Origin of the sequence: Paenibacillus tianjinensis, from assembly GCF_017086365.1 — a bacterium.
GTDB lineage: Bacteria > Bacillota > Bacilli > Paenibacillales > Paenibacillaceae > Paenibacillus_AQ > Paenibacillus_AQ tianjinensis.
Genome location: NZ_CP070969.1, coordinates 4073386 through 4097161, shown reverse-complemented (window position 1 = coordinate 4097161; position 23776 = coordinate 4073386). Strand labels below are relative to the sequence as shown.

Sequence of the window (23776 nt, the reverse complement as noted above, 5' to 3'; positions counted from 1 at the left end):
AATAGACAGGTTGGAATCGAGATATTCCACAGAAATTGGAGGACTGAACAATGTTTTTACACGGGACGAGCCGAATTAATGATGCCGGTCATTTGGAAATCGGCGGATGTGATGTAACCGAACTGAGGGCGGAATATGGTACCCCGCTATATATAATGGACGAGCAATTAATCCGGCGCCGCTGCCGCGAATACATGGATGCCTTCAGAGCTTCCGGACTCGGATTTCAGGTAGCCTATGCCAGCAAAGCTTTTTCAATCATGGCTATGTGCCGTTTGGCCGATGAAGAGGGCTTGTCACTGGATGTAGTATCGGACGGAGAGCTGTATACAGCCCTGCAGGCCGGCTTCCCGGCGGAGCGCATTCACTTCCATGGCAACAACAAGACACCGGATGAGATTGAAATGGCGATTGAAGCGGGAATCGGCTGCTTCGTGGTCGACAACCTTGTGGAGATGAACCTCCTGCAAGCTATTGCTGCCAGCAAAGAAGTGACCGTAAATGTGCTGCTGCGCGTAACGCCGGGCGTTGAAGCCCATGCCCATCATGCTTATGCTTCGACGGGCCAGACCGATTCGAAGTTCGGCTTTGATATCGGCAACGGCTCTGCATTTACAGCAGTACAGCAGGCTGCGGACGAAGCCAACCTGCAATTGCTTGGCGTTCATTCCCATATCGGCTCGCAAATCTTCGAAACCGAGGGCTTCCAGCTTGCGGTTGAACGGATTGCTGATTTCACCCGTAAGGTGAAAGAGGATCTGAATATTGATTTCCCGGTAGTTAACCTCGGCGGCGGGTTTGGTATCCGTTATGTGGAAGGTGATACGCCACTCCTGGTATCCGAGTATGTTGCAGCCATCACAGATGCCGTGAAGACGCATTTCAGCGGAATCGGCAGCTCGCTGCCGCAAATCTGGGTGGAACCGGGCCGCAGCATTGTCGGTGATGCCGGCACTACGCTGTATACAGTGGGAACTAACAAGGAGATTCCGGGTGTGCGCAAATATGTTGCCGTTGACGGCGGCATGACGGATAATCCGCGCCCTGCACTCTATGAGTCCAAGTATGAGGCGCTGCTGGCTAACCGTGCCACTGAAGCGAATGAAGAAACAGTCTCTATCGCCGGCAAATGCTGTGAGAGCGGCGATATGCTTATCTGGGACGTGGAGCTTCCTAAGGTTGCGAGCGGAGATCTGCTTGCAGTGGCCTGCACCGGTGCATATAATTATTCGATGGCCAGCAATTACAACCGGATTCGTCGTCCGGCTGTGGTCTTTGTACAGAATGGACAGAGCGATCTGGTTGTGCGCCGCGAGTCCCATCATGACATCGTAGCCAACGATATTGTACCGGAGCGTATAGCCAAGCAGGCTGTTGCGAAATAATTACTGCCCTGCCGAAAACCGCAGTTTAAGAAGATGTGCATGAAGCCAGCGGGAAACACTCCCGCTGGCTTTGCTTTGTGCGTGAATTCATAGTAAACTAATAAAAGTGTTCTACATCTGTTATTTTGAAAGGGGTCATTTACATATGGCAAAGCAAGCGAAGATTACTCTTGAAAACGGCGGCGTAGTGCTGATCGATCTGTTCGAACAGGATGCTCCAAATACTGTAGCCAACTTTGAGAAGCTGGCTAAGGACGGTTTCTACAACGGATTGGTATTCCACCGTGTTATCCCTGGTTTTGTAGCTCAAGGCGGATGCCCGAATGGTACAGGCTCCGGCGGTCCCGGTTACACAATCAACTGTGAGATCAACCCTAACAAGCATGAGCGCGGAACGCTGGCTATGGCGCATGCCGGCAAAAACACAGGCGGAAGCCAATTCTACATCTGCTATGCACCGCAGCCGCATCTTGACGGAGTACACACTGTATTCGGTAAAGTTGTACAAGGCATGGAGCTGGTTGACAGCTTCCAGGGACGCGACAAAATGACTTCGGTGGAAATCATCGAAGCGTAAGGATTGGATTTCGGAGGGCGGGTGAACCGCCCTCTTTTATTTTTCAGACAGCACCCTGCGGGTTTTGACCAGCAGGGTGCTGTCTTTTTATAGAATTAACTATTCCGGCTTCTGCGGCTGCGGAGAGAGCTGAAGTGTCCGGGCAGCTTGAAAAAGATCAGATACATCAGCAGGAAGATCACGAACGCAAAGATCTCTTCGACCAATAGATAGTGGGGATAGGGGCCGAAATAATCGAGTACAGACAAGGTATCCGGCTTATGCGCCAGGAACATGTAGTTGGTGTCCAGCAGTTTATCCGCGGCAAAGACGCAGGCGGCGATCATATTGAGGCAGCCCATGGTGAAGAACAGTGACCGTAAGCCCGGCCGGAAGCCATAGGCCCAGGTCATGAACAAGGAGGCCAGCACGATGGCTCCATGGGCGGTAAAAAACAGCAGGAAGCGGAAATGCGGAAACGGGTAGACCAGATTAGGTGTGAGCAGTGCGATAAAAGCGCCGCCGATGCCGGCGAAATAAAGAAAGGAATAGAGCAGCCGGCTGCGGGTAAGCAGCATCATCGCGGATAAGAGCAGCGTGATTCCGCACAGCTCCAGCGGAAGTGAATGCTGAATGGTCCAAATGTCCTGAGATAGGTACCAAAGATGCAGGCCGCCTTCCGAAGCCAGCAGAACAATGACCAGCAGGAAGCGGACAGTATCCCTGAGAACAGGGCGGGAAAGAAGTGCAGCCCGCGAGGCGAACAGCAGCAGACAAGCTAAAGCGACCAAAGCCAGAGCAGTGAGATGCGGCAAGGAAAACATGACGAAATCCGTCGCATGCATCCGCCCAAAAAAGGTAGTAAGGTTCACAATTTTCTCTCCCCCCGGATATTGAACATATTCCCCAAAAATAATTATTTTATTTTAAACATAATCTGATTCTAAAGATCTATACTTCGGTGATATAAGTATATAACGCTCAAGCTGACCAGAAAAGGAAGAGAATTCTGCAATCTGACATAAGATGGATGCGGATTACCGACATACATAACTGGCTTTTGGGCGGAATTTATAATTTCAGAAACGGGGGCTACCGGGGAATGATGAGAAAAAAAATAAGTCTGGCCATTGTGATTCTTTTGCTTTTTGTGCAATATGCCTACGGCATCGGATTCACGTCACAGGTTAAAGCTGCTGCCATTGATCATGAAACGAACATCATTACCAGTGTTTCTATGGCAGTCTACGGGCCGGACGGAAACACAGTTACGGACAGTGTGTATGATGTTAATTCCAAGGTAACCTTGGATTATACCTGGGCACTTCCGGACGGACACAGCTACACTGCCGGAGATACCTTTACCTTCCAGCTTCCCGGACAGTTTCAGCTGTTCAATGACATCAGCGGAGCGCTAGTGTCGGATGATGGGCAGGTCGGTGATTTTACGATCAGCCAATCCACACATCAGGTGGTCATGACCTTCAATAATTACATTGAGAATCATGGCAATGTCCATGGGACGCTGCGGGTTAATACAAAATTTGACCGCACCCAATTGAACGGCAGTACGGTCGAGCAGATTTTGTTCCCGGTTGAGGGAGGCATACAGACTGTGACGGTGCAATTCAGGCCGGAGGTCAGTTCTACCATTGCCAAGAATGGTGTGTCCAGCGGCTTCAACGCGGACCATATCGATTGGACAGTCGATGTGAACAAGAAACTGGAATCCGTTCAGAATGCCGTGGTTACCGATCCTATTCCTGCTGGACTGTCGTTGGATAGTACGGTTACCCTCGCTGTCTATCAGCTGAACGTACAGCTGGATGGAACAGTCCTGCAGGGTAACTTGATTGATACCAGCAGATACAGTGCTGAGGTAACCGGGGGCACGCTGATCGTCCGTTTCACGGATTCCGTGCTAAACGGAGCATACCGGATCGCCTACTCCACTGGAATTACAGGTGACGAAGCCAGCTACACTAACACGGCTACATTTACCGGAGACGGACGTGATCCTGTCAGCGCATCAGCAACAGTTGCTGTGCAGCGTGGCGGAAGCCTGAACAAAAAGGCGCTCAATTACGAATGGGGTAAGCATATTACCACTTGGGCGATCGAATACAATTATAACAAGAGGGTTATCCCGCAGCAGAGTGCTGTGCTGACAGATCTATTCGATGATTCACAGCGGCTGATAACCGACTCGGTTACGGTATATCCGGTAACACTTGATTCTACGGGAAAAGCTACGAAGGGTACGGCTCTGGCGGAGAATGTGGACTATACGCTAACCGGTATTATCGGAGTAGAGAAGGCGGGCTTCAAACTGGAGTTCCTGAACGGCATATCCTCCGCTTACCTTATTGAGTATAAGACTGAGGCACAGGGCCGGGTATATAAAGATACTACAATTACCAACACAGTATCAGACAGTACCTACAGCGTTTCAGCTACTCAATTGATTCGTCCGGCTATTATTTATAAAACGCTGTCCGGAGTGGATTATTCGAAACAGACGGTAAACTGGAAGATCACTCTGAACGGTGACAATTATCCGATGAAGGAAGTTGTACTGACGGATACCTTCCCGCAGGGCGGATTAAAGTTTATACCGGGTTCACTGGTTGTGCGAAATAGCAGCGGAGCGGTGCTTGATAACTCGGCCTATACGCTGGACTATAATGAATCTAGTGCGCCGCATGCCGGATGGAATACCGGATTTAAGGTGATATTTAAATCAACGATTACCGGTACTTATACGATCGGCTATACTACACAATTCAGCAGTGCCTCGCTGATGGGGAATGCCGATAACTTCCTCAACACGGCTACGGTCGATTGGAAGGATATTGAAGGCAAACGGACGGCCAGTGCGAACGGATTGTTTATTCCCCGCCCAGAGTATAAGAACAACGGATTCAAGAGCGGAGTTTATGATGCGGCAACCAAAGAAATAACCTGGACTATAGGTGTCAATTATACGAGTATTGCGGTAATAGAGCCTGTTGTTTCGGACATTCTGACAGCCGGGCAGACACTGGTTCCAGGATCACTCAAGGTGTATAAGATGAATCTGAATGCCAACGGTGACTATACGAAAGGGAATGAATTGGCCCCAGACGCCTATAGTTACCGGGTCAACAACGGCAATGAGTACAGGTTTGTATTTACGGACAGCATCAATAAACCGTATTTTGTTGTCTTTAAAACCAGCCTTGCAGGACAGCTGATTGACAGCACTGTTGTCAATACAGCCCAATTGCTGGATTATACTACGAGAAAATCCAAAGATTTGACCGCTTCCGTGAACATTCCGCATGGCGGTGAGTATGTATTCAAGAGCGGCCTGCAAAATGGTGATAAAGTGAATTGGAGTATCGCCATTAACCGGACCCAGTCCCATGTGAAGGATGCTAAAATCACAGATACACCAAGCACGAATCAAATACTGCTGCCGGACTCCTTCCATCTCTATCGTACTGTGGTAGCAGCAAACGGGGATGTAACGAAAAGCAGTGCCGAATTAACAAAAGGTACTGACTATACCCTGAAAGTGATTGCTGATGCTGATGGCAAACAAAGCTTCGAATTAAGCTTTACTTCGGCTATCGACTACGCTTATGTACTGGAATACCAGTCACTGATTGTGGCGAATACTGGCGACAAGCTGGTAAACGAGGTGAAATTCAGCGGAAATAACAACGTCCTGATTGAGAAGGCTACGACTACAGAAGTGATCGTTGGTGTCTCCAGCGGTTCAGGCACAGGCAGCGGAGTTAAAGGTATGCTGACCGTCAAAAAGCTGGATGCACAGAACAGCCAAAAGGTGCTTGAAGGTGCTACATTTGAGCTGTACCGGCTTAACGGCACAGAACGGGTCCTGGTCAACACCCGTACAACAGATGCGGCAGGCACTGCAGTATTCAATAATATCTGGCTGGGCAGCTACATCCTGATTGAGACTGCAGCCCCGAGCGGATATGTACTGGATATAAGAGAGTATCCTGTTACAATTAGTTCCGTCGCTGGCGTCAATCTGACGGTGTACAATACACCAGTAGTGCCGACTGCTACACCAACTGCAGCACCGACAGCGTCAACAACGCCGACAGAGTCTCCATCGGCAACCGCATCGCCGGTGGTTTCTCCGGCACCGACAACGTCTGCAGAGGTTTCACCTGCACCCACAACGTCTGCAGCAGCTTCACCATCACCTGCGCTTCCGGGGGGCACGCCTTTCCCAACCAGCTCCCCGATTCCGGGAGTGATTATTGATGATGATGCCATCCCTGGCGGGCCGGCGATAACACCGGTAGTCTCAGCTGGACCGTCAACACCGCCGGCAACTGCAACGGCAGCTCCGGATGAAACAGTTATCGATGACGATATCCCGCTTGGGGAAGTCGATATCGATGAAGATGATATTCCAAAGGGAACGGTGACTGATCCGGCAAGCGGCGGCAGGCTGCCACAGACGGGCGAGAGCAGTCCAATGCCGATTTATCTGGCAGGGCTTGGGCTGATTGTAGTCGGGTTTATACTAAACCGGGTATTCAGAAGGAACCGGAACCAGTAAAACCCGGCAAGACATTCAGCTGACTTCATGATCAGCAAATCCAATAGCACGCGGCAGAATATTGCCGCGTGCTATTTTTGTTATCTTTTTCTTAACAAACGGCAGTTGCCGCTCAGGCATGAACCTGTACCTCGGCTTCCCGGTTCTGATGGGCTTCCAGCTCACTGCCGCTCTTTAGGCCTCTTCGTCCAAGCAAAGTGACGAGCAAAATTGCCAATCCTGAGGCCGTTAGGAGAAACGCAGCTGGAAGCAGGTCCACGAGCAGTCCATACAGGATCATTCCTGCCGGTGCAATTGCCCCCGATGCAGTCTCAACAACAGCAAACACCCTTCCGCGGTAATCCGCTTCCACCGTCTGCTGCAAATACACTTGAATAGGGATGTTAATATTCATGACCGTACTGCCGATCAGAAACATCAGCACAAGCAGGAACATGAAGGCGGAGCCGGTACTGAAGGAGAATATCAGCGGCAGCGCCATAGCTATAAACAGCAGACCGAGTGACGCCAGCCCCCGGATCAGGGAGCGAGCCGGGCTGCTGCTTTGGCGGCGGACGCTCAGCAGAAGGGACATGACCAGCATACCTGCAGCCAGCATGGCATTCAGGGTCCCGTACTGGCCGGATGAGAGGGACAGATTCTCCACAGCCACAAAGGGTAGCACGACGTTCAGCGATACCACGAAAAAGTTGACCCAGAACACGATAATAAGGACAGCCCGGATTACTGGTTGCTTAAACACATAAGAGATACCGCCGGTAAGACTGCTGCGCAGTTCTGCCAGCATATTCGATAGATCCCGCCCGGCATGGCTTTGGGTAGCAGGATCTGCAGATCGGCCGGATTCCGTTAGCTCCGGGTCTCGTTTGAACCTGAGTCCGCAGCTCATCAGGGTAGAAATGGTGAAACCTGCCGCATTCAGCAGCATAAAGAGCTTGAATGGGACGATAGCATACAGCATGCCCCCAAGAACAGGTGCAAGCAGATTGCCAATGGAGCCAGCCATCTGGTTGAGAGAGCCGGCGCGCTGGATATACTGAGAATCGACGAGCTGGAGCAGGGAGGAGGAGACGGAGATTCCATAGAAGGTGGAGCATACGGACAGCAGAACCAGAGAGGTATAGATGGGCAGCAGCATAACTCCACCCAGGGAGACCGCCAGAAAGGCTAGCAGCAGAGTCAGGACGGCCGCAAGGTCTGAGTATATGAGCAACCGGCGGCGGTTCATCCGGTCTGCCATCACACCGGCGAAGGGCGCAAGCACAATCCGCGGCAGCATTCCGCAGATCATGGTAACGGCAAAGCTGCTTCCCGAGCCTGTAAGTTTCAGAATATACAATCCCACCACAAAGGTATACATTCCGGAGCCTAGAATCGAAGCGAGCTTGCCGGTAAAGAACAGGAGCATATTACGGCTGCTTGGAGTGGCGAAATATCCTTTTTTCGTTTTCAAACCATCCACCTCTTTATAAAGTTAAATTATATTAAACTTATAATATGCTCAATTCCATGAAATCGCAACAATAAGTTTAATTTAATTTAACTTTGTTTCTCGCTCTCTATAATAAGCTATACTGAGATCAAGACGGATAGAAGGATGGGCCACCCTATGACAACAACCCAACAGATGATCGGAGAAAAAATCAAACAGCTCCGCAAGGCAAAGCGGCTTACCCAGAGCGAGCTGGCCGGAGAGGCTATGACCAAAAGTATGCTCAGCCAAATTGAAAATGGCCGTGCACTGCCTTCCATGCGGAGTCTGCAAATATTAGCTAAGCGGCTTGGCGTAGATGCGGGTTATTTCCTGGAAGACGGCACGAGTCTAGACCTGGCCCGCATGGTCCGCGACATCGAAGCTAAGTTCAAGCAAAAAAACTACCAGTCGATTATTTTTGCAGTAAAGCCTCTTATGGACGGGAAGCTTCCGATGACCGTGGATGCAGCGCGTCTGATGGAGTTCTATGTAAATGCCTGTTTTTATACAGGGACAGACGGAGGGATTGATGCGATCACCAGGGCAGTTGAAATATACGAGCGGTTCGGCTTATTTGTGGAGAGTGCCAAAGTACAGTATCTGGCCTATGCTCTCATGTTCACCCAAAGCCGGTACCAGGAGAGCCTGGAACTGATACTCCGGGTCAGAGAGGAGTATACCAGCAAAAAAGTCGGCAATGATTTTCTCTTCGAGCTCGACCTACATTATGCAGAGAGCGTTTCTTTATCTGCTCTGGGTGATTACGAAGGGAGCCGGGAAGCCGCACTGGCGGCTGTTGCCCTCTCACGCGAAGAAGGAGTGTATTATTTAACAGATCATTTATACCGCGTGTTGTCCAATCTTGCCCAAATGTCGGGGAAGCTGGAGGAAGCAAAAACATACTTGAATAAGGCGCGGCTGTTTGTGCAGTTTACCGAGGATGAGCTGTCGGTACAGCTTCTTGAATTGGCTGAGATCAGACAGGCTAACGCGGAGGGGAGGTACGAGGATGCGTTACGAATGGGACAGAAGTTTCAGGCTAGGGAAAGCATATATGCATCCAGCGGTTGCCTTGTGACCGGAGCTGCACTCTATCATCTGGGAAGGGATGAGGAAGCGCTTGCGGTGTTGTCAAAGGTTACGCTGCCGGATCACGCCTACCATCCGCTGGACCGGGCCAGTGTGTTCACCTCGTATGCCTATAAAGCCAGAATCTATGCCAGACAAGGGAAGATGGAAGAGGCGCGCCAGCAAGCACAGATTGCATTCGAACGGGTGCAGCATTATCCGCCTTCTGTACACAGGAAATTCATCGAGGATACATACCGGGAGCTGCATAATTAAAAGAGAGCAGGCTTCAACCAAGAATTCATTGGTCTTTCACAGTGCTGATGCTATAATAACTTAAAATTCAACTATTGGAGGGAACGACATGTGGAAAGAATTTAAAAGCTTTGCCATGAAGGGCAATGTGCTCGACCTGGCCGTTGCAGTAGTCATTGGAGCTGCATTCGGCAAAATTGTCTCATCACTTGTGGCAGACATCATCATGCCGCTGATGGGCTTGATTAGCGGCGGGAAGAACCTGGAAAATCTAACATTTACTTATTTGGATGCAACAGTCAAATACGGTGTATTCCTGCAGAGTGTGATTGACTTCTTCATTATTTCCTTCTCGATCTTTATGGTAATCAAGGTGGCGAACCGATTTAAACGCAAGGAAGCTGTTAAAGTCGAGGTAGTAGAGACGCCTGTCCCTGATCCGGAAATTGTTCTGCTGACGGAAATCCGTGATTTGCTGAGAACGGGCAAGCAGGGGGAAGTATAGAGGCTCGTTACATATCTGCGTTCCGAACCAATATGGACAAGCTAAGAATGAAGCAGGCGTAAATGATACGCTTGCTTTTTTTAGCGTATAGTGCTAACTTTATTTTAGTCAGTAAGTCGATTATTAATTTCATATTGGTTTGATCCTTCAGGGCAGGAAGGACTTACAAAATAAATAGAAGCTAAGAACCATTATTCTATAAGGGTTCTTAGCTTCTATTTATTTATTGATTTCAAAAACGGTAGGAAAACGGTAGGTTTTATTTATTCTTTTTCTGGTGGATTGTCCTCAGTTTGACTCAGTAAATTCTCCATTGCTGTGGCTGCATCTGCTTGCATATTTGGCATCATATGACTATACATATCTAATGTTACTTTTATAGATGAGTGACCCAACATTTCTTGTACAACTTTTGGGTGTACGCCAGCACTGAACATAAGTGAAGCACATGTATGTCTTAAATCATGGAATCTGATTTTTCTTACACCAGTGGCTTCAAGTTTTCTCGTCCAAAACTTATGGAAATTACTGGTACTTAATGAGTGTCCTAATTCATCGCAAATTATATAATTGTTATCTATATAACTTTCATTATATTTACTCTTTTCCGCTAATACTTGATTGAAATGATCGGTCAATGCCCCTATAACAAATTTAGATGTTGTTATCGATCTTTCTCCAGCATCGGTTTTCGCTTTTGCAATTCTGATTTGTCGCGTTTTAAAGTTAATATCTTTCCATTTGAGTGCAAGTATTTCACCTCGACGCATACCTGTATAAATAGCCAGGATAAAAAGGATTTTTAATCTGTGTTTTAAATTACTTAAAAATTCATTCACTTCTTCAACAGACCAATAGTCATACTTTGGTTTACCCGCTTTAGGCTTAGAACCTTTATCCAGTTTATCGATAGGGTTTCTCATTATAAGTTCTCGCTTAACAGCAGCCCTTAATGAAGTTTGCACAAGATTAAAAACCTTTCTTATCGTACCTTCAGCAAGATTTTTGCCGTTTGGAAGAACTTTTTTCTGCATTTCTTGAATTAAATATTCGATATCTTCATAAGTTAATTTCTGCAAGGGAATATGTCCAATAGCGGGGAGGATATGATTATTTATATGCCCCACGTTAGTATGACGTGTTTTTACCCCAATATCTTTTTTGTTTTTCAACCACTCCGTTATGTAATCCCCGAAAGTTATTGCAGATGGGTTGATGTGATTTCCCTTTTCCCATTCTGTACGTGCAAGCGCTTCGGCTATTTTGCACTCGGTCTTTTTTGTGAATCCACTTTCTTTTATTGTTTTGCGTTTTCCGTTTGTATCTTTGACCTCAAAAGCATACTTGTAATGAACTTTTCCTTTTTTAATGTATTCGTAGATTGGCATGTTTAGGGAACTCCTTTCTTTATTAATAAATATAATATAAAAAAACTAAATAATCAAATAAAATTATGTTTGTTTATAAAGCGGGATTACAATACTTATGTTTGCCATTTGCAAAAGACTATATGGTATAATCTCCCTATATTATTAAATTGGAAGGTGATCGAATGTTACTTGAAAAAAGAGATATCCTAAAGATTTCTCTGTGTATTTTATTCATAGGCTTGTTGTGGACGTTCAAAATTATTAATGGAGCGGTTTAATAATTTTGTTTCATTTTAGAAACTTGAAGGAGAATTGTTATGCCTGCCAATGTAATTGATAATCTGCAACAATATGCTCAAATTGTTTCTCCATTAATTACGGCTATGACACTAATATTCGTAATCTTTAATGTTAATAGATCACAAAAAAAGAGTAGACAGAATGATGAGGAAAAGTTTAAAAGAGACTTGAATTTAAAAGCATCTGACGAAATGATCGAAGCAATTTCTTCTTTGAGACACAGTTGTGGATATTATTTCTCATTAAATCATCTGAGGGACGAAATTAATAATGAAGCCTCATTAACCGAATTCATTTATCACATTAATGGGTGTATTAAATTGATAGACGAGGCACTCATGATTTTACAGACACGATTCTATCAAAGAAAAATAATACTGGATCAATATGATAGTGATGTAGAATCAGTTTATGTATTGGGTTGTTTAATTTCATCAAGTTTATGTGATATTAAAAAATGGTATACAATTGACGTTGGGCATACCGATCAAGAAATTATGGATAAGGAAGAAAAGCTATTAGGTTATGTGTATGAAACAGTAGATCAATTGAATGCTATGCAGACTAATATACAAAATCAATTTTTAGGTAAGTTATATGAAAAACAATAAAAAATAGAAATTATTTGCGAAAGTAGGTTGATGTGTTTGATCTTGATTTAAAATTCAATATTGATATTCGTGATTATGTCTTGGACAATAACAATATGAAAAAGTTCCCCCTTCAGATCATGTCTTAAAGAACAGAGGAGATGATATCTACATGGAAATGATAAAAGGTTTGATAAGTGATTTGAAACTTGTTTGCAACGGTGGTTTAGCAAAAGCAGTAGTAACTAATACTAAAGCTCCGTTGTTACTCGATGAGCTTGAAAAAATGATTAAGCAAAATAAAGAATATGCAGATAGATTGAATGAAATTTCTAAGCTTTCGGAACTGAATTAAATAATAAGGATGGTGATGATCGTGGACAACAAGACTGACATCATCGGTGTATTTATTCAGGAGGATTACGGAAACGATTATTTTGACAGGTATTTGTGTCCAGCGGATATTTACGTTTATATATTTGAATGTGGAAAACAACGTTATATATGGCAGTCTAAGCAGCGTTGTGAGTTGGGATTGATAGAGGGAAGTACATACCATATGAAGGCCATAGCAGGGCGTAGATTGCTTGGAGGACGAGGCTTGAGTATTAGTGAAGTTGAGGTAATTGGTGAAATGAACATCAACAATAAAGTCATTCGTCTAACAGAGGAATGATGTTGTGAAAGGACTATTTCATGGAGAGTGTTTAGATGACTCTAAAGAATACAGAAATATTCTATCGTTATAATATAGGATTAGACAAAAAACATTTAATTGAACTGGTATTGAATAGATTTAAACTTCCTGAAAAGGGAATCGCTGTAATTATAGATTCTGAAGATTACAATTCCGATTACTATAGAGGGACATGGGATTCATATGGCCTTCATCTTAACTTAAAAAATGGAATTGAAGAATTGAGTCCGGAATTCCCGTTAAAAATAATGAATTCTAGAAATTACAGCACTTTGGTATGGTTATCTAGAAAAGCCAGTGAAAATCGATATGCCCTTATTTGGATGTTGTCGCATGAACTCAGACATTATTATCAGGAAAGTATTTCTGACAGTATTTCAAAATGTGGTAACTTCTTATACAACACAATGGGAATCGTCGATAAAAATTTCACCTATATGGATTTACCACACGAAGTAGATTGTGAACTGTTTGCTTATAACACACTTAAAGATTTAACGAGTGAAATAGAGGCCGAAGCATATCTCCAAGAACTAATTGCAAAGCAGCCATCTTACATTAAACTAAAATATCTCGATGTTTATTTATTTGTTGATGAGATGATATGTACTCTCGAAAAGTATAAGGACGATTTAAATCTTATTCAAATAAGAAGTGGCGATATAATAATAAGGAATTTTGATATAGAAAACGAGATAATCAAACTAAAAGGAGTCTCAGAAAAATCACAATGTTGAATGTGGAAGGTGAAATATTGATTCCTATTTTAATTTTAAATGATAAGGCTGTTCTATGCCAATTTTTTGATAAATCACACTCAATAACAATATTTGAAATTGATGAAGAAGGTCACAAAGAAAATATAGGATATTTAAAAGTAACCTACTCTAATTCTTCGCGTCCATCTGAATCTGATAGTGATCCAACAATTATAACTAATGGGCTTGATGCAATATATATCAGTAACTTTTACATCGATGAAAAATATCGAGACAATGGAATAGCGACAAAAGTATTGTCAGTTTTTCTTGATAAAGCCAAGTTAGATGGGTATAAACTTATAACTGGGAGATTACATAAGAATGAGTTTTTTGATAAATTGAAGTATCTTTATTTAGAAAAATTTAAGGCAAATGAACGTATGGACCTTGAGACGTATTTGATTTTCGAATGGAAGTTTTGATAAACGATAAATTCATATCTCAATTATTTCGAAGGGGGAAGCAAAATAGACTGGAGCATATTATTAACTAGTACCGCAGTAAATGCAGTCATTATTGGAGTTGTCGGAGTTTTACTAAAAGGGCGCTTAGATCACAAAATTGAAAAAACTAAACAGAACTTTGAAAGAGAGAAAATGGTGTTATCTAACGAGACGCAAAAGAATATTGAAGTGTTAAAATCAAATATAAGTCAATTGAACAGTCTGAAGCAAAAAAACCTAGATCACTATCACTCGGTAAGTCAAAGCATACAAAATAAACGAATTGAAGCAATTCAGAACGTTTGGTTAGAATATTTAGACATTCGCAAATACGTTTCACCTTTAATCAACTTATTTACGATTTTATTGCCAAAGGAGTATTTAAATATTATTAATAAACTCCATGAAGAAGATAAGTTGAGGTTGAAATCTTTAGATGAAAGGGTAGTACCAAATGGACTAGATACCACACCTTTTTTATATAATCTTGAGATACAGCGTCCATTACTTGGTGAAGTTATTTACTTTAAATTCAGATCAAGTATCTTGATTCTATATAGGCTAAGATTAATGTATTCTGATATGGTTAAAAAGAGTGAGATATACCTATGGAATGAAGATAGCTTGTTGCTGGATCATGTCGACGTGGTATTTAGTACTGATACCCTATCTCTAGGAGAAGTTCCACTCATTTTGGATAGTCCCTTAAAACTACTTCAGTTGATCGGTGCAATTGAACTTGAGCTAAACAGAACTATTGAACGAGTAATTTCGGGCGAAGTTAGCGCCGAACTTAGTCTCGAAAGAGTTAAAAAATTAAACCAGGGCTATAGATAATTGGCATTTTAAATCCATAAGTGGTATCGTTGAGAGACATTTAACACCTATCTTTGATGATAAGATACTCCAAGGATAAATAGGTCACCACAAATTACCGCTAAGATTCCCTTACGCTTCTTGTTATGATGGTTACATTACATCATGAAGGAGCTGCTTTTTTATGAAGAAGGGTCAAGAAATGGACATATTGGAAGAATACTATGATGATGAAGGGCATTACTGGATAAAATATTCTGTGAAATATAGAAATAAAAAAACTCTTTATTCTGTCAGGTTTAATACCCCATCTGATGAAGCACTTAGGAGATTTAGAAAAGTATTAGACGAAATATGGGCCGAGAGTGAAGAGCGAAGTGAAATGCACGGTGGCAATAATGCTGTTGATTAATTGATGGCTTATTTATGTATATTAATCGGGTATCTCGCAAAAATTAAACGGAAAACTCAAGCGAGGTGTTCCGATGCTATTCAGCGATAAAGTAAAAAAGCGTCTCAGACACACTAAATGGGATGAGTATAAAGATTTCATGACATTTAAGATAAAGCACTGTGATCAGATTATTGAGTTTGGGATTAATAACGGTTTGAATAATTTCACTTTAATTGACCAGTACAAAAATGTGATCAGCCAACATATCCAGGATATACAATCTGATTTTACTGTATTACAAGATATGGCAAGAGATTATAAACAGAATATTCAAAAACAGAATGATGAGATTCTTGAATTGAGTGGATTTGACAATCTAAATAAGCTGTTTAGGTTTCGGTACTTCAGTTATCATGATGGGATAGCAGTCCTGTTTGCCGATAACGAAGACTTTAAGTGATTTGAGGTAAAATAGAAGAGTTTTGCATAAAGCCCTTGAGACATCCTCAAGGGCTTTAATTTTCATCCTTCGCAGATGTTATTAGGTTTTTATTTTAATGATCCTTATTAATACACTAATATAGTTGCAAGTTACTAGTGACTAGTGTATAATAAAATCAATCAACAAGGTAATACATACCCACCGATGAAGGCAAAACAATAATCTATATTAAAGGAGACGGTAAACATGAACACAAACAAGAACATTGTCAAACACGAAAAGATATTTGAAGGAGTTAATATTTTTCACCTAACAGATAAAGTTGGACGGATATGGCAAACGATTGGCAGAGATGAAAAAGATGCTGTAAATGTGTGGTCACAGGGTGAAGATACTTTTACGTTTATTGTTAGAGATATTAAGCCTGAAACACTGTCCGTTGAATTCCTCATTAAATCTTTGAATATCCCACGCTCTGCGATCATTGTAGTTACACTAATGCATGAGGTGTTGAACACATCGGAGAAGAGAGAAGAGTTCTATGCTGAGACATTAGGTTTTAATGCTAAGTGTAAATATGGAAGCAAGGATATTAGCAAAGTGCTTTTCAAAATGAAAAAACAGGCTGAGGACTTGACTAATATTCTCGTACATTAGGAAGATTATAAACGATTCAACGGAGGTGAATTTTAGTTGTCAAGTTTAGAGAATATTTACCTAAACGATTATGACCACTTAACTAAAAAGCAGAAAAAACGCTGGAAAGCGAAAGATTATGTAACTATGCGGTCGATGATTGATAAATATTTTAGTGAGTACAACATTGTGACTATGTTATATATATCTCTGCTCGAAAAAGCAAAAGACAATAAGCCCGAGTTACAGGTTGTCATAGATTGCCTCGATCAAAAAAATCATGAGAATTATTCGAAGGAACAAGATTACTTTGAATCACTGATGGCTGATGTAGCAGAAAGTTTAATCCCATACAAAGGATAAATAATAATAAATATAAATACACTTCAACCTGAATGAGTATCCAGAGAGAAACTGCTCGAAACAGTACCGCTGTGAAAGCGTGGCTGTCGCGGATATCCCAAAGAGAGATATGTACACATATCTCTCTTATATGTTTTATTGTTTGACTTTATCAGTGTCTGGCTCTTCTATTTCCTCAACATGAAATAGTTCATCTACCGTAATACCAAGATGTCGAGCTATCTTAAAAAGTGTTGTGGTTTTATGTTGCACACTGTCATCAAAGTTATTAATTGTTTTTTGTGGTATGCCTACTTCTTTAGCAAACGCTTGTTGACTTTTGTAACCACGTTCATCCAACCATTGTTTTAAGATTGGTTTTACTATTAACATGCGTTAAAACACTTCCTTTCTTATAAAAACATTGTAGCAAAAAGAAATGAAATAATCCATAGAAACTAGTTGCAAGTCACTAGTAACTAAAGTATAATTAGGTTATAAAGTTAAACAAAAGGAGACGATAAAAATGGTGAAAAACAACAAAGCGATTATGGCAAGTGTATTGGAAGCAGTTAAATCACAATTTAATGTGAGAGCAAGAGGAATTATCGAAAATCGTCCAAATGAAGTTTTTATCAACATTCACGTTGCAGACATTCCTCAATCCTTTCAACAGAATATCGCTAACTGGGTAATGAAGCAAGGATTCGAATTACCCGTATTCGTAGATACATATGTAACAGAAGCTTTTCAAGAAAGAATTGATGCCAAGTGTGCCGAGATGGATGCTCAATACACAATTGAGAGTGACAGAAGGTATATGTCTGGTGTAGGATGCAAACAATTCATCCATTATAACGGATTGGATCAACGTCAAGCAGCCGAAGCGCTTTGGATTGAAGATAAAACAGGAGTTAAGGCAGTATTTGAACCAGTGTTCAAAAACAAAAACACGGTAAAAGAACTTCAATATGCTTAATAATCAATCGTAAACCCTCCGCTATATAAGTGGAGGAAAAGAAAGAAGGGAGAATTTTTAAGAATGTTTAAATACAAAATAAGCTCAGAAGCAAAGAGCATGTTTGCAGAATTATGTCCGAAAGCTAATAGACGATGTTCAGTTAATAGTGATGTGCATTTTAAAATAATTAGATCATTTGATTTAGGAAGAAAGATTGTTATTCCTAATAACAATAGTAACTATATCGTATCTAATTATTATGATTTGTTATTATTTTTAAACATTAAAAACAATACTATAGAGGAAATATCTAAAGATGAACGTTATTACTTTCATGTTATAAGCGATGTCAAAGAGGATTATAAAAATAAATATAATGAAAAAAATAAATGCAAGATTATCAATTTCTTTAATAAATTTTTAGGAGTGTGATAACAATGGAAGCTAGAACAAAAGGCAATACAACTATTGTTGTATGTTGCTTGATATGGTTAATTGTTGTTGTTCAGTGTGTATGGTAAATAAATAAAAATAAGCAAACTTTGGGATTCCTGAAAATAAGGAGTCCTTTTTATGATTGTAATGAAGTTGTAGCTGTAGCAGAGGAAGAACAGTTTACTACTGACAGCTTGTCAGTAGTAAAAGAATGTAATTGAGATCCGTTTACTCATAAACCATCTAAGAATATCCTTAAAGCGTTGTCTGACATTGGCTTTAACATGGTCTTCATTTAAAGGTGATATGTTGGTGGGTAAAATGTACAGAGGTACGTTATAACCGTGTCATAACGCTTGTAGACATGCTCAAGTCGTGAATGTCTTAATGACCGTTGCTAAGAAGACAACATGGATAATGCTAATGATCTAGTACATGATGCTCCAGAGACTTGTTAATGATGAACACTCATGAATCTTACCCTGGGACTAATGAACATTGCTTAACAGAATACCCTTTATGCGTAAGGCAGGACGACTAAAGGCAGAACCAATTTACAAGAAAAAAGCCTCACTCCTTAGGAGCAAGGCTATGAATCTTGATTAATAATTCTTTGGACTCTTTGCTGCGTCCGTGCTCTTTGACTAACTTCTTGTAATTATCCCACAACTCTTTAACAATCGGATCGAATTCAGGTTTTTTAAGACTTTCTATAAATTCTTTATCCATACGTTTTCCTTTCAGGCATGCGTTATTTTTAGTAACCGATGTGTTGAAAGCGTTAGGTCTTAGAGTTGCTGAGAGAATGCTAATAAGAAGCTTTAAAAAGCCTTACCCTTTAGGGGCGTAGCTGTATATTTTGATCAATATCTCTTTAGACTCTTTACCATGTCCATGTTCCTTGACTACTTCTCTGTATTCATCCCATAATTCATTTACAATCTTATTTAATTCAGGACGTTTACTAAGATATGTACTGTAATACTCTAATTTTTCATCATCATCTAAAATACTGCCTTTTTGGTAAAGTTTACTTTTGGTTTATCGTTCAATATGATCATTCCTCTATATGTTTTAGATTTCAGTATGAACCGATCACCTCAGTTATAAACTCATTCAGATGATAATGTGCTTAAGTCTTCGAGTTCGCGCTAGTATATATAATAAAACGAGGCGACCATTTGACCAGCACGGTGGGTATACGCACGAATTCAAAAAAATTTAATTAGATTAACTCAAATTTTAGTAATTCTTTTCATTTTTTGATTCATAAATTACCCGTTCTGTCAAGCGTTCTATCTGCTATACAAGAGTAGTTATGTAGCAGTTAGAAAAGAAATTTTAAGCTAGGTGGGGGGTATTTTAAATCATTTTAGGGGTCATTTTCAGAAAATAGGCCCATAGCACTTCCACTCCGAGACGTTTATTATTATCACGATGAATATTCACTCTAAATAAGTCCATTTTTACCCTATTTGTATCGTCACTTGTATCGTACAAACCTAGTACTATCAACGTTTTTACCTAATAAATAATCGTAAATTTCTATCATTTTTACTGAAATTTATCAAAATTCGCCCCATTTTTGATCAAAAACTCCTTATTCTATGCACACTTTACCGATACAACTATGTATTATTATCTCCAGACAGCAAAAAATCCCTTAGTTTATAAGGGATTAGGATCATTTTATATGATATTTACGATACAAGTAATAAATCAATTTATTGAAATAATGAGAATACTCATATATGATATTTGGGTAAAAAATAATTTATTTGAATTATCATTCATAAAACCTAAATAAAGGATGTGAATTCAATGATGAGTTTTAAGATACTTATTACTTTGCTTTCAATAATCATGATTATGGTTCTTCTGGCCGCCTGCGGTGATGGGTTAAAAAAAGGTAAAGATTATAGGCTTGCTATGTTGTATCAGATTTCATCTGAATATGAAGACATGAGGGATTATGTTTCATTGGTGGGGAATGAAGATGCTATTCAAAAACTAAGAGAAAATAGGAGATCATTTTATCTTCCTGATTATTCGGATGGTAAGAATAAAGTTACTTTATTGGAGAAAAAGGATGAAGTTTGTAAAGTACAATTGTATGATGGTTCAGTTGGTTATGTGGTCTGTGCGGGCCTTAAATAAAGAATTTAATGACTAGTATTTATATTCATAACTTCAGCACGTTTCTTTAAACTCAATAACGTTCCGATATCCAGATCACTAACCAAATGTATTAATTGTTCCTTACTCAGCGCTTCAAATACACTGAAATCAACTTTATCACCTATCCGCATACTAATCATATTAGAAAGATTTGTATTCGCATGACGGTAATGTTTCTTAGTTGTATTAATATCTGCATGACCTAATTGTTGTTGCAATTCTTCGAGTGTACCGAAATAGGAAGCCACGTTTCTAAAGCTGTGAAATACAATATTTCTATCTGGATCTATTCCGATTTCTTTTTTAAGCTCATTCATCATATCTTGAATCGTTCTGGTGCTTAGATTAAATATTTTATTCTGTTTGGCAGCATCGAACTTTTTATAATAAGGCTGTTCCTTGATCTCACATAGTTTATTGAACAATTCAACCTTGATTGCTATCGTATGACGCTTATTTCCTTTACCGATAACAGTTACTTCATAGTAATCTAATGTCGGATTCTTCTTAATATCGTTCCAGGACAGATTTAATAGCGTTCCTTTTCTTAAACTGGTGACATAGGCCATTTCAATTAAAGCAGATTTTTCGATTCCCTTTTTTTGAGTCAGCACTAATTCACTCATTAACTCTGCTTCTTGATAATAGAGCTTACCAGCAGTATTCTCATTCTCAACCAAGTTAGTTAGTGTTACGACTTTAGAATTGACATTATAACTGTTGATCTCAAGAAAGTTGTACAAACTTGATATTGCAGCGATTCTATTGTTGATGGTGCTGTTTTCGAGATCGTAGTCGTTAATCAAGTGATTCCTAAAACGGAGTACATCAGCATTTCTAATTTCTAAATCTGAAATGGTGAGTGCATTAAGCTCTTTACCTCTGTACCACATGAAGAACTTTCTCAATGAGTTAAGGTAATTATCGTATGTATATTTGCTCTTTGTTGCATGATCTCCAAGAAAGGTTTGAATATCCTCCCATACCGATCCAACTTGTAAACCGACCACATTATTTGTTGCTGCGTCCATTTCAAACACTCCTTTCAATTTGATATTTGTATTTTTATCTTCTTATTATAAGTCACTAGTTACTTGTGTATATTCATTTTACCTAACGCAATCACATAAGTCAATAAATATAATCAAAATTATATAATACGACCAATGTGTATATATTTATTAATAAATGATATACTACTATTAGTAGAATCATTTATGGGACGGTGTAAAATGAAGAAAGATAGAACTGAACTTGAGCCTTTATTGATCGAAATTATTGATGAAATAAAACATATCCCAAACATTGTCAAACAGATCAACGATGTTTTTGGTGAATTTGGTTTACCTGTGGGAACATTTCAAGCGATTGTTCGGTCAAAGAACGAAATTTATATGTTAGATGTTGCAAGATTGTATGTGCTTACGTATGCGCTTTATTCTGAAACTCACAATAATAACATTTCACCTCTAGAATACTTTACTAAAAAGGAAATGGATAAAGCGAAGGAACATATCGAAAATACTAAATTTAATGATGCCATAGAATTACCTATGGAGTTTGAGAATGTTGTTATGCTTAGCGATGAGGAATATGTAACCAAGATAGATGCAAAAACGTTAGTTCAAATGTATTTATCACAACTAATATTCTATGATTTTGAGACGCAGAGAAGCCCTAAATATATTAAGCATGGAAGCGATAGTTTTATTGAAGTACCTGAAATTAATAAGAAGAGTGTTGATGATATCGCACAGCATATGTTAAACGAAACATATCTTCCTGATACAATAACTCTAAATATATACTCAGAACAATCGGAGGCAATTAGTTACAATGATAAAACGAAATCTCTTACTATAAATAAAGATGCTTTAATCTCTGTGTTGGATGGATTTCACCGTCTTCAGGGTGCAATTAAAGCAACTTCAATTAATCCTAGTCTGCCGCAGAAACTGTTTCTATCTATAAGAAGCTATGATAAGGATATTGCAAAAAAATTCTTTGGACAAATTAATACAGTAAATATTGTAAAGCCAGAAAGACTAAAGGAATTAAAATCAGAAAAATCCTCTGATAAAATCGTGAGGGATTTACAAAGAAAATCAGAACTAACAGGAAGGATTGCGTCTTCATCACGCATTAGTGAAGTTGCTGGACATCTAACGACATTTGATACCCTGTCATATACTATAGATAAGGTTTTCAACCCTAGGAACTTCATCGAAGAAAAAGAGATATCTCAATACTTGATTGAGTTTTTCGGATATTTAATTTCTTATTATGTTGACGAATTTAAAATGAATCCTAAATTATGTAAACAAATATATATAAATCATCCACAAATGTTTGCTGGTTATATTCAAATTGCAAAAATATTTAAAGATGAAGACATGAGCCTGAAAAAGATTAAACAATATATTGATGGAATAGATTTTAATGATCCAGAACTTGTCCAAGCAATAGAAGAACGAAGCATAGTGAAATCCAGAGATAAGATTATTAGATACTTTGCTAATAGAGGTGTGGTTAATGTCTAACAGCATTTACAACGAGGAATTGTACAATCCTTATCAGAAGGATAGATTTCTTAAGAATTTGACACGTAATACAAAGATCACCTACGAACGCGTACTAACTAGAGCCTCTTCGCTTGAGCAATATTACAAAAAAGATCTATATAACTTTAATATTCGTGAAATTGAACAATTACTAAGCTACTTGAATCCAAAAACCCTAGGTTCATGTCAAGTATCAGTATCGGTTATCCAGGCTTATATTAGGTGGGCAATCGAACAAGGTCTCAGGACGGATAACACAAGTCCTTTGGATGTTATGGCCGATAATGTATTCTTCCTGAAATTTATCGATAAAACAAATATTCTTCTGTTTTCGAAAGAACAAATAGATGATATCACAGGCGGGTTAGTAAATTTTATTGATGCAGCCTTGGTCAGATGCATATTTGAGGGTGTATTGGGTAAGGGGTATTCTGAGATTCTTAATTTAAAAATTGGAGATATCGATGAAGTGAAAAATGAACTTACTTTGAGTAATGATGTAAGTAATACAGAAAAGTCAACAAGAGTGTTGAAATTGCACGATGATTCTAATTTGATTCGATTACTTATTAAAGCTTTTGAACAAAAGACATACCACAAAAATAATGGAAATCCTTCGCCAAATACCAAAGCAGAGACTATTGCATTGGTTGATAATAATTTTATCTTTAGATCCGCAACACTCAATTTAAAATATGCAGATAGAGCACATCCTCATTTAGTGTTACGAAAACTAAGTTTAATCTCTGAATGGTTTGGGTATCCATATTTTAATGCAGTTAACCTGAGAAGCAGTGGGATGCTGTATGAATTGTATAGACTCTATGTTTCATATGGTAAATTGGATAAAGATCAATTTGATATTGTAGGAGAGAGATTCAATATAAGTAAAACAAAAGGATATTATAGCTTGGCAAGACAAAAGAAAGAATTTTTAAACTTAGATGTGCTAAAAGAGATATATGAGGTAGAATGAGTATTCTGCTCATTCTACCTTTATTAATAAATATAAATAAATGTATACAGAC

The 23776-nt window shown here is 39.9% G+C and carries 26 protein-coding genes; 20 read left to right on the top strand and 6 right to left on the bottom strand.

The window, feature by feature from the left end; genetic code table 11:
- Positions 1-50: 50 nt before the first annotated feature.
- Both lysA and JRJ22_RS18760 read left to right on the top strand, forming a co-directional pair.
- On the top strand, positions 51-1385 hold the full coding sequence (gene lysA, locus JRJ22_RS18765; protein ID WP_206100948.1) for a diaminopimelate decarboxylase: 1335 nt from the start codon (positions 51-53) through the stop codon (positions 1383-1385).
- Between the two features lie 145 nt (positions 1386-1530).
- Positions 1531-1962: a peptidylprolyl isomerase gene (locus JRJ22_RS18760; RefSeq protein WP_054941416.1), complete on the top strand. Its 432-nt coding sequence runs from the start codon at positions 1531-1533 to the stop codon at positions 1960-1962.
- A 95-nt stretch (positions 1963-2057) separates the two neighbouring features.
- On the opposite strand, the gene JRJ22_RS18755 is transcribed toward JRJ22_RS18760, so the two are convergent.
- Positions 2058-2813, bottom strand: coding sequence for a YwaF family protein (locus tag JRJ22_RS18755; protein WP_206100947.1), 756 nt, complete (start codon positions 2811-2813; stop codon positions 2058-2060).
- Positions 2814-3043: 230 nt separating this feature from the next.
- On the opposite strand from JRJ22_RS18755, the gene JRJ22_RS18750 reads away from it, so the two are divergent.
- Positions 3044-6520: a collagen binding domain-containing protein gene (locus JRJ22_RS18750; protein WP_206100946.1), complete on the top strand. Its 3477-nt coding sequence runs from the start codon at positions 3044-3046 to the stop codon at positions 6518-6520.
- 112 nt (positions 6521-6632) lie between these two features.
- Here the strand turns inward: JRJ22_RS18750 and JRJ22_RS18745 are convergent, their stop codons facing one another.
- Positions 6633-7973: an MFS transporter gene (locus JRJ22_RS18745; protein ID WP_206100945.1), complete on the bottom strand. Its 1341-nt coding sequence runs from the start codon at positions 7971-7973 to the stop codon at positions 6633-6635.
- Positions 7974-8129: 156 nt separating this feature from the next.
- Here JRJ22_RS18745 and JRJ22_RS18740 point away from each other — a divergent pair, with 156 nt between their 5' ends.
- Positions 8130-9338: a helix-turn-helix domain-containing protein gene (locus tag JRJ22_RS18740; RefSeq protein ID WP_206100944.1), complete on the top strand. Its 1209-nt coding sequence runs from the start codon at positions 8130-8132 to the stop codon at positions 9336-9338.
- A gap of 88 nt (positions 9339-9426) precedes the next feature.
- Positions 9427-9822 carry a large conductance mechanosensitive channel protein MscL gene (gene mscL, locus JRJ22_RS18735; protein ID WP_206100943.1) on the top strand — a complete coding sequence of 132 codons (396 nt, stop codon included), beginning with the start codon at positions 9427-9429 and terminating at the stop codon, positions 9820-9822.
- Positions 9823-10085: 263 nt separating this feature from the next.
- Here the strand turns inward: mscL and JRJ22_RS18730 are convergent, their stop codons facing one another.
- A complete protein-coding gene (locus JRJ22_RS18730) occupies positions 10086-11210 on the bottom strand; it encodes a tyrosine-type recombinase/integrase (RefSeq protein WP_206100942.1) in 1125 nt (374 codons plus the stop codon).
- A 299-nt stretch (positions 11211-11509) separates the two neighbouring features.
- Between JRJ22_RS18730 and JRJ22_RS18725 the strand changes: the two genes are divergently transcribed.
- From JRJ22_RS18725 to JRJ22_RS18680, 10 genes are all read left to right on the top strand, one after another.
- Positions 11510-12103 carry a hypothetical protein gene (locus JRJ22_RS18725; protein WP_206100941.1) on the top strand — a complete coding sequence of 198 codons (594 nt, stop codon included), beginning with the start codon at positions 11510-11512 and terminating at the stop codon, positions 12101-12103.
- 151 nt (positions 12104-12254) lie between these two features.
- Complete coding sequence (locus JRJ22_RS18720; protein ID WP_206100940.1) at positions 12255-12437, top strand: hypothetical protein; 183 nt, start codon at positions 12255-12257, stop codon at positions 12435-12437.
- 21 nt (positions 12438-12458) lie between these two features.
- Positions 12459-12758 carry a hypothetical protein gene (locus JRJ22_RS18715; protein WP_206100939.1) on the top strand — a complete coding sequence of 100 codons (300 nt, stop codon included), beginning with the start codon at positions 12459-12461 and terminating at the stop codon, positions 12756-12758.
- Positions 12759-12793: 35 nt separating this feature from the next.
- The gene (locus JRJ22_RS18710; RefSeq protein ID WP_206100938.1) at positions 12794-13516 is read left to right on the top strand and encodes a hypothetical protein; all 723 of its coding nucleotides are present in this window, start codon (positions 12794-12796) and stop codon (positions 13514-13516) included.
- Positions 13510-13962: a GNAT family N-acetyltransferase gene (locus JRJ22_RS18705; protein ID WP_206100937.1), complete on the top strand. Its 453-nt coding sequence runs from the start codon at positions 13510-13512 to the stop codon at positions 13960-13962. The genes JRJ22_RS18710 and JRJ22_RS18705 overlap by 7 nt, the downstream gene beginning before the upstream one ends.
- 174 nt (positions 13963-14136) lie before the next feature.
- Entirely contained in the window at positions 14137-14820 is a 684-nt protein-coding gene (locus tag JRJ22_RS18700) for a hypothetical protein (RefSeq protein WP_206100936.1), read from the top strand.
- Positions 14821-14983: 163 nt separating this feature from the next.
- The gene (locus JRJ22_RS18695; RefSeq protein ID WP_206100935.1) at positions 14984-15211 is read left to right on the top strand and encodes a hypothetical protein; all 228 of its coding nucleotides are present in this window, start codon (positions 14984-14986) and stop codon (positions 15209-15211) included.
- A 73-nt stretch (positions 15212-15284) separates the two neighbouring features.
- A complete protein-coding gene (locus JRJ22_RS18690; protein WP_206100934.1) occupies positions 15285-15653 on the top strand; it encodes a hypothetical protein in 369 nt (122 codons plus the stop codon).
- Between the two features lie 228 nt (positions 15654-15881).
- On the top strand, positions 15882-16292 hold the full coding sequence (locus JRJ22_RS18685; protein ID WP_206100933.1) for a hypothetical protein: 411 nt from the start codon (positions 15882-15884) through the stop codon (positions 16290-16292).
- Positions 16293-16328: 36 nt separating this feature from the next.
- Positions 16329-16634 (top strand): hypothetical protein, encoded by a 306-nt coding sequence (locus JRJ22_RS18680; RefSeq protein WP_206100932.1) that lies wholly within the window; start codon positions 16329-16331, stop codon positions 16632-16634.
- 135 nt (positions 16635-16769) lie between these two features.
- Here the strand turns inward: JRJ22_RS18680 and JRJ22_RS18675 are convergent, their stop codons facing one another.
- Complete coding sequence (locus tag JRJ22_RS18675) at positions 16770-17006, bottom strand: helix-turn-helix transcriptional regulator (protein WP_206100931.1); 237 nt, start codon at positions 17004-17006, stop codon at positions 16770-16772.
- 133 nt (positions 17007-17139) lie between these two features.
- On the opposite strand from JRJ22_RS18675, the gene JRJ22_RS18670 reads away from it, so the two are divergent.
- Positions 17140-17592: a hypothetical protein gene (locus JRJ22_RS18670; RefSeq protein WP_206100930.1), complete on the top strand. Its 453-nt coding sequence runs from the start codon at positions 17140-17142 to the stop codon at positions 17590-17592.
- A 63-nt stretch (positions 17593-17655) separates the two neighbouring features.
- Positions 17656-18006: a hypothetical protein gene (locus tag JRJ22_RS18665; RefSeq protein WP_206100929.1), complete on the top strand. Its 351-nt coding sequence runs from the start codon at positions 17656-17658 to the stop codon at positions 18004-18006.
- A gap of 573 nt (positions 18007-18579) precedes the next feature.
- Here JRJ22_RS18665 and JRJ22_RS18660 read toward each other — a convergent pair.
- The gene (locus tag JRJ22_RS18660; protein WP_206100928.1) at positions 18580-18738 is read right to left on the bottom strand and encodes a hypothetical protein; all 159 of its coding nucleotides are present in this window, start codon (positions 18736-18738) and stop codon (positions 18580-18582) included.
- A gap of 1092 nt (positions 18739-19830) precedes the next feature.
- Between JRJ22_RS18660 and JRJ22_RS18655 the strand changes: the two genes are divergently transcribed.
- Positions 19831-20166, top strand: coding sequence for a hypothetical protein (locus tag JRJ22_RS18655; protein WP_206100927.1), 336 nt, complete (start codon positions 19831-19833; stop codon positions 20164-20166).
- Positions 20167-20171: 5 nt separating this feature from the next.
- Here JRJ22_RS18655 and JRJ22_RS18650 read toward each other — a convergent pair whose 3' ends face one another.
- Positions 20172-21218 carry a tyrosine-type recombinase/integrase gene (locus JRJ22_RS18650; protein WP_206100926.1) on the bottom strand — a complete coding sequence of 349 codons (1047 nt, stop codon included), beginning with the start codon at positions 21216-21218 and terminating at the stop codon, positions 20172-20174.
- A gap of 201 nt (positions 21219-21419) precedes the next feature.
- Between JRJ22_RS18650 and JRJ22_RS18645 the strand changes: the two genes are divergently transcribed.
- Together JRJ22_RS18645 and JRJ22_RS18640 are read left to right on the top strand one after the other, a co-directional pair.
- Entirely contained in the window at positions 21420-22727 is a 1308-nt protein-coding gene (locus tag JRJ22_RS18645; RefSeq protein ID WP_206100925.1) for a ParB N-terminal domain-containing protein, read from the top strand.
- On the top strand, positions 22720-23724 hold the full coding sequence (locus JRJ22_RS18640; protein WP_206100924.1) for a phage lytic cycle repressor MrpR family protein: 1005 nt from the start codon (positions 22720-22722) through the stop codon (positions 23722-23724). The genes JRJ22_RS18645 and JRJ22_RS18640 overlap by 8 nt, the downstream gene beginning before the upstream one ends.
- The last annotated feature ends 52 nt before the right edge of the window (positions 23725-23776 follow it).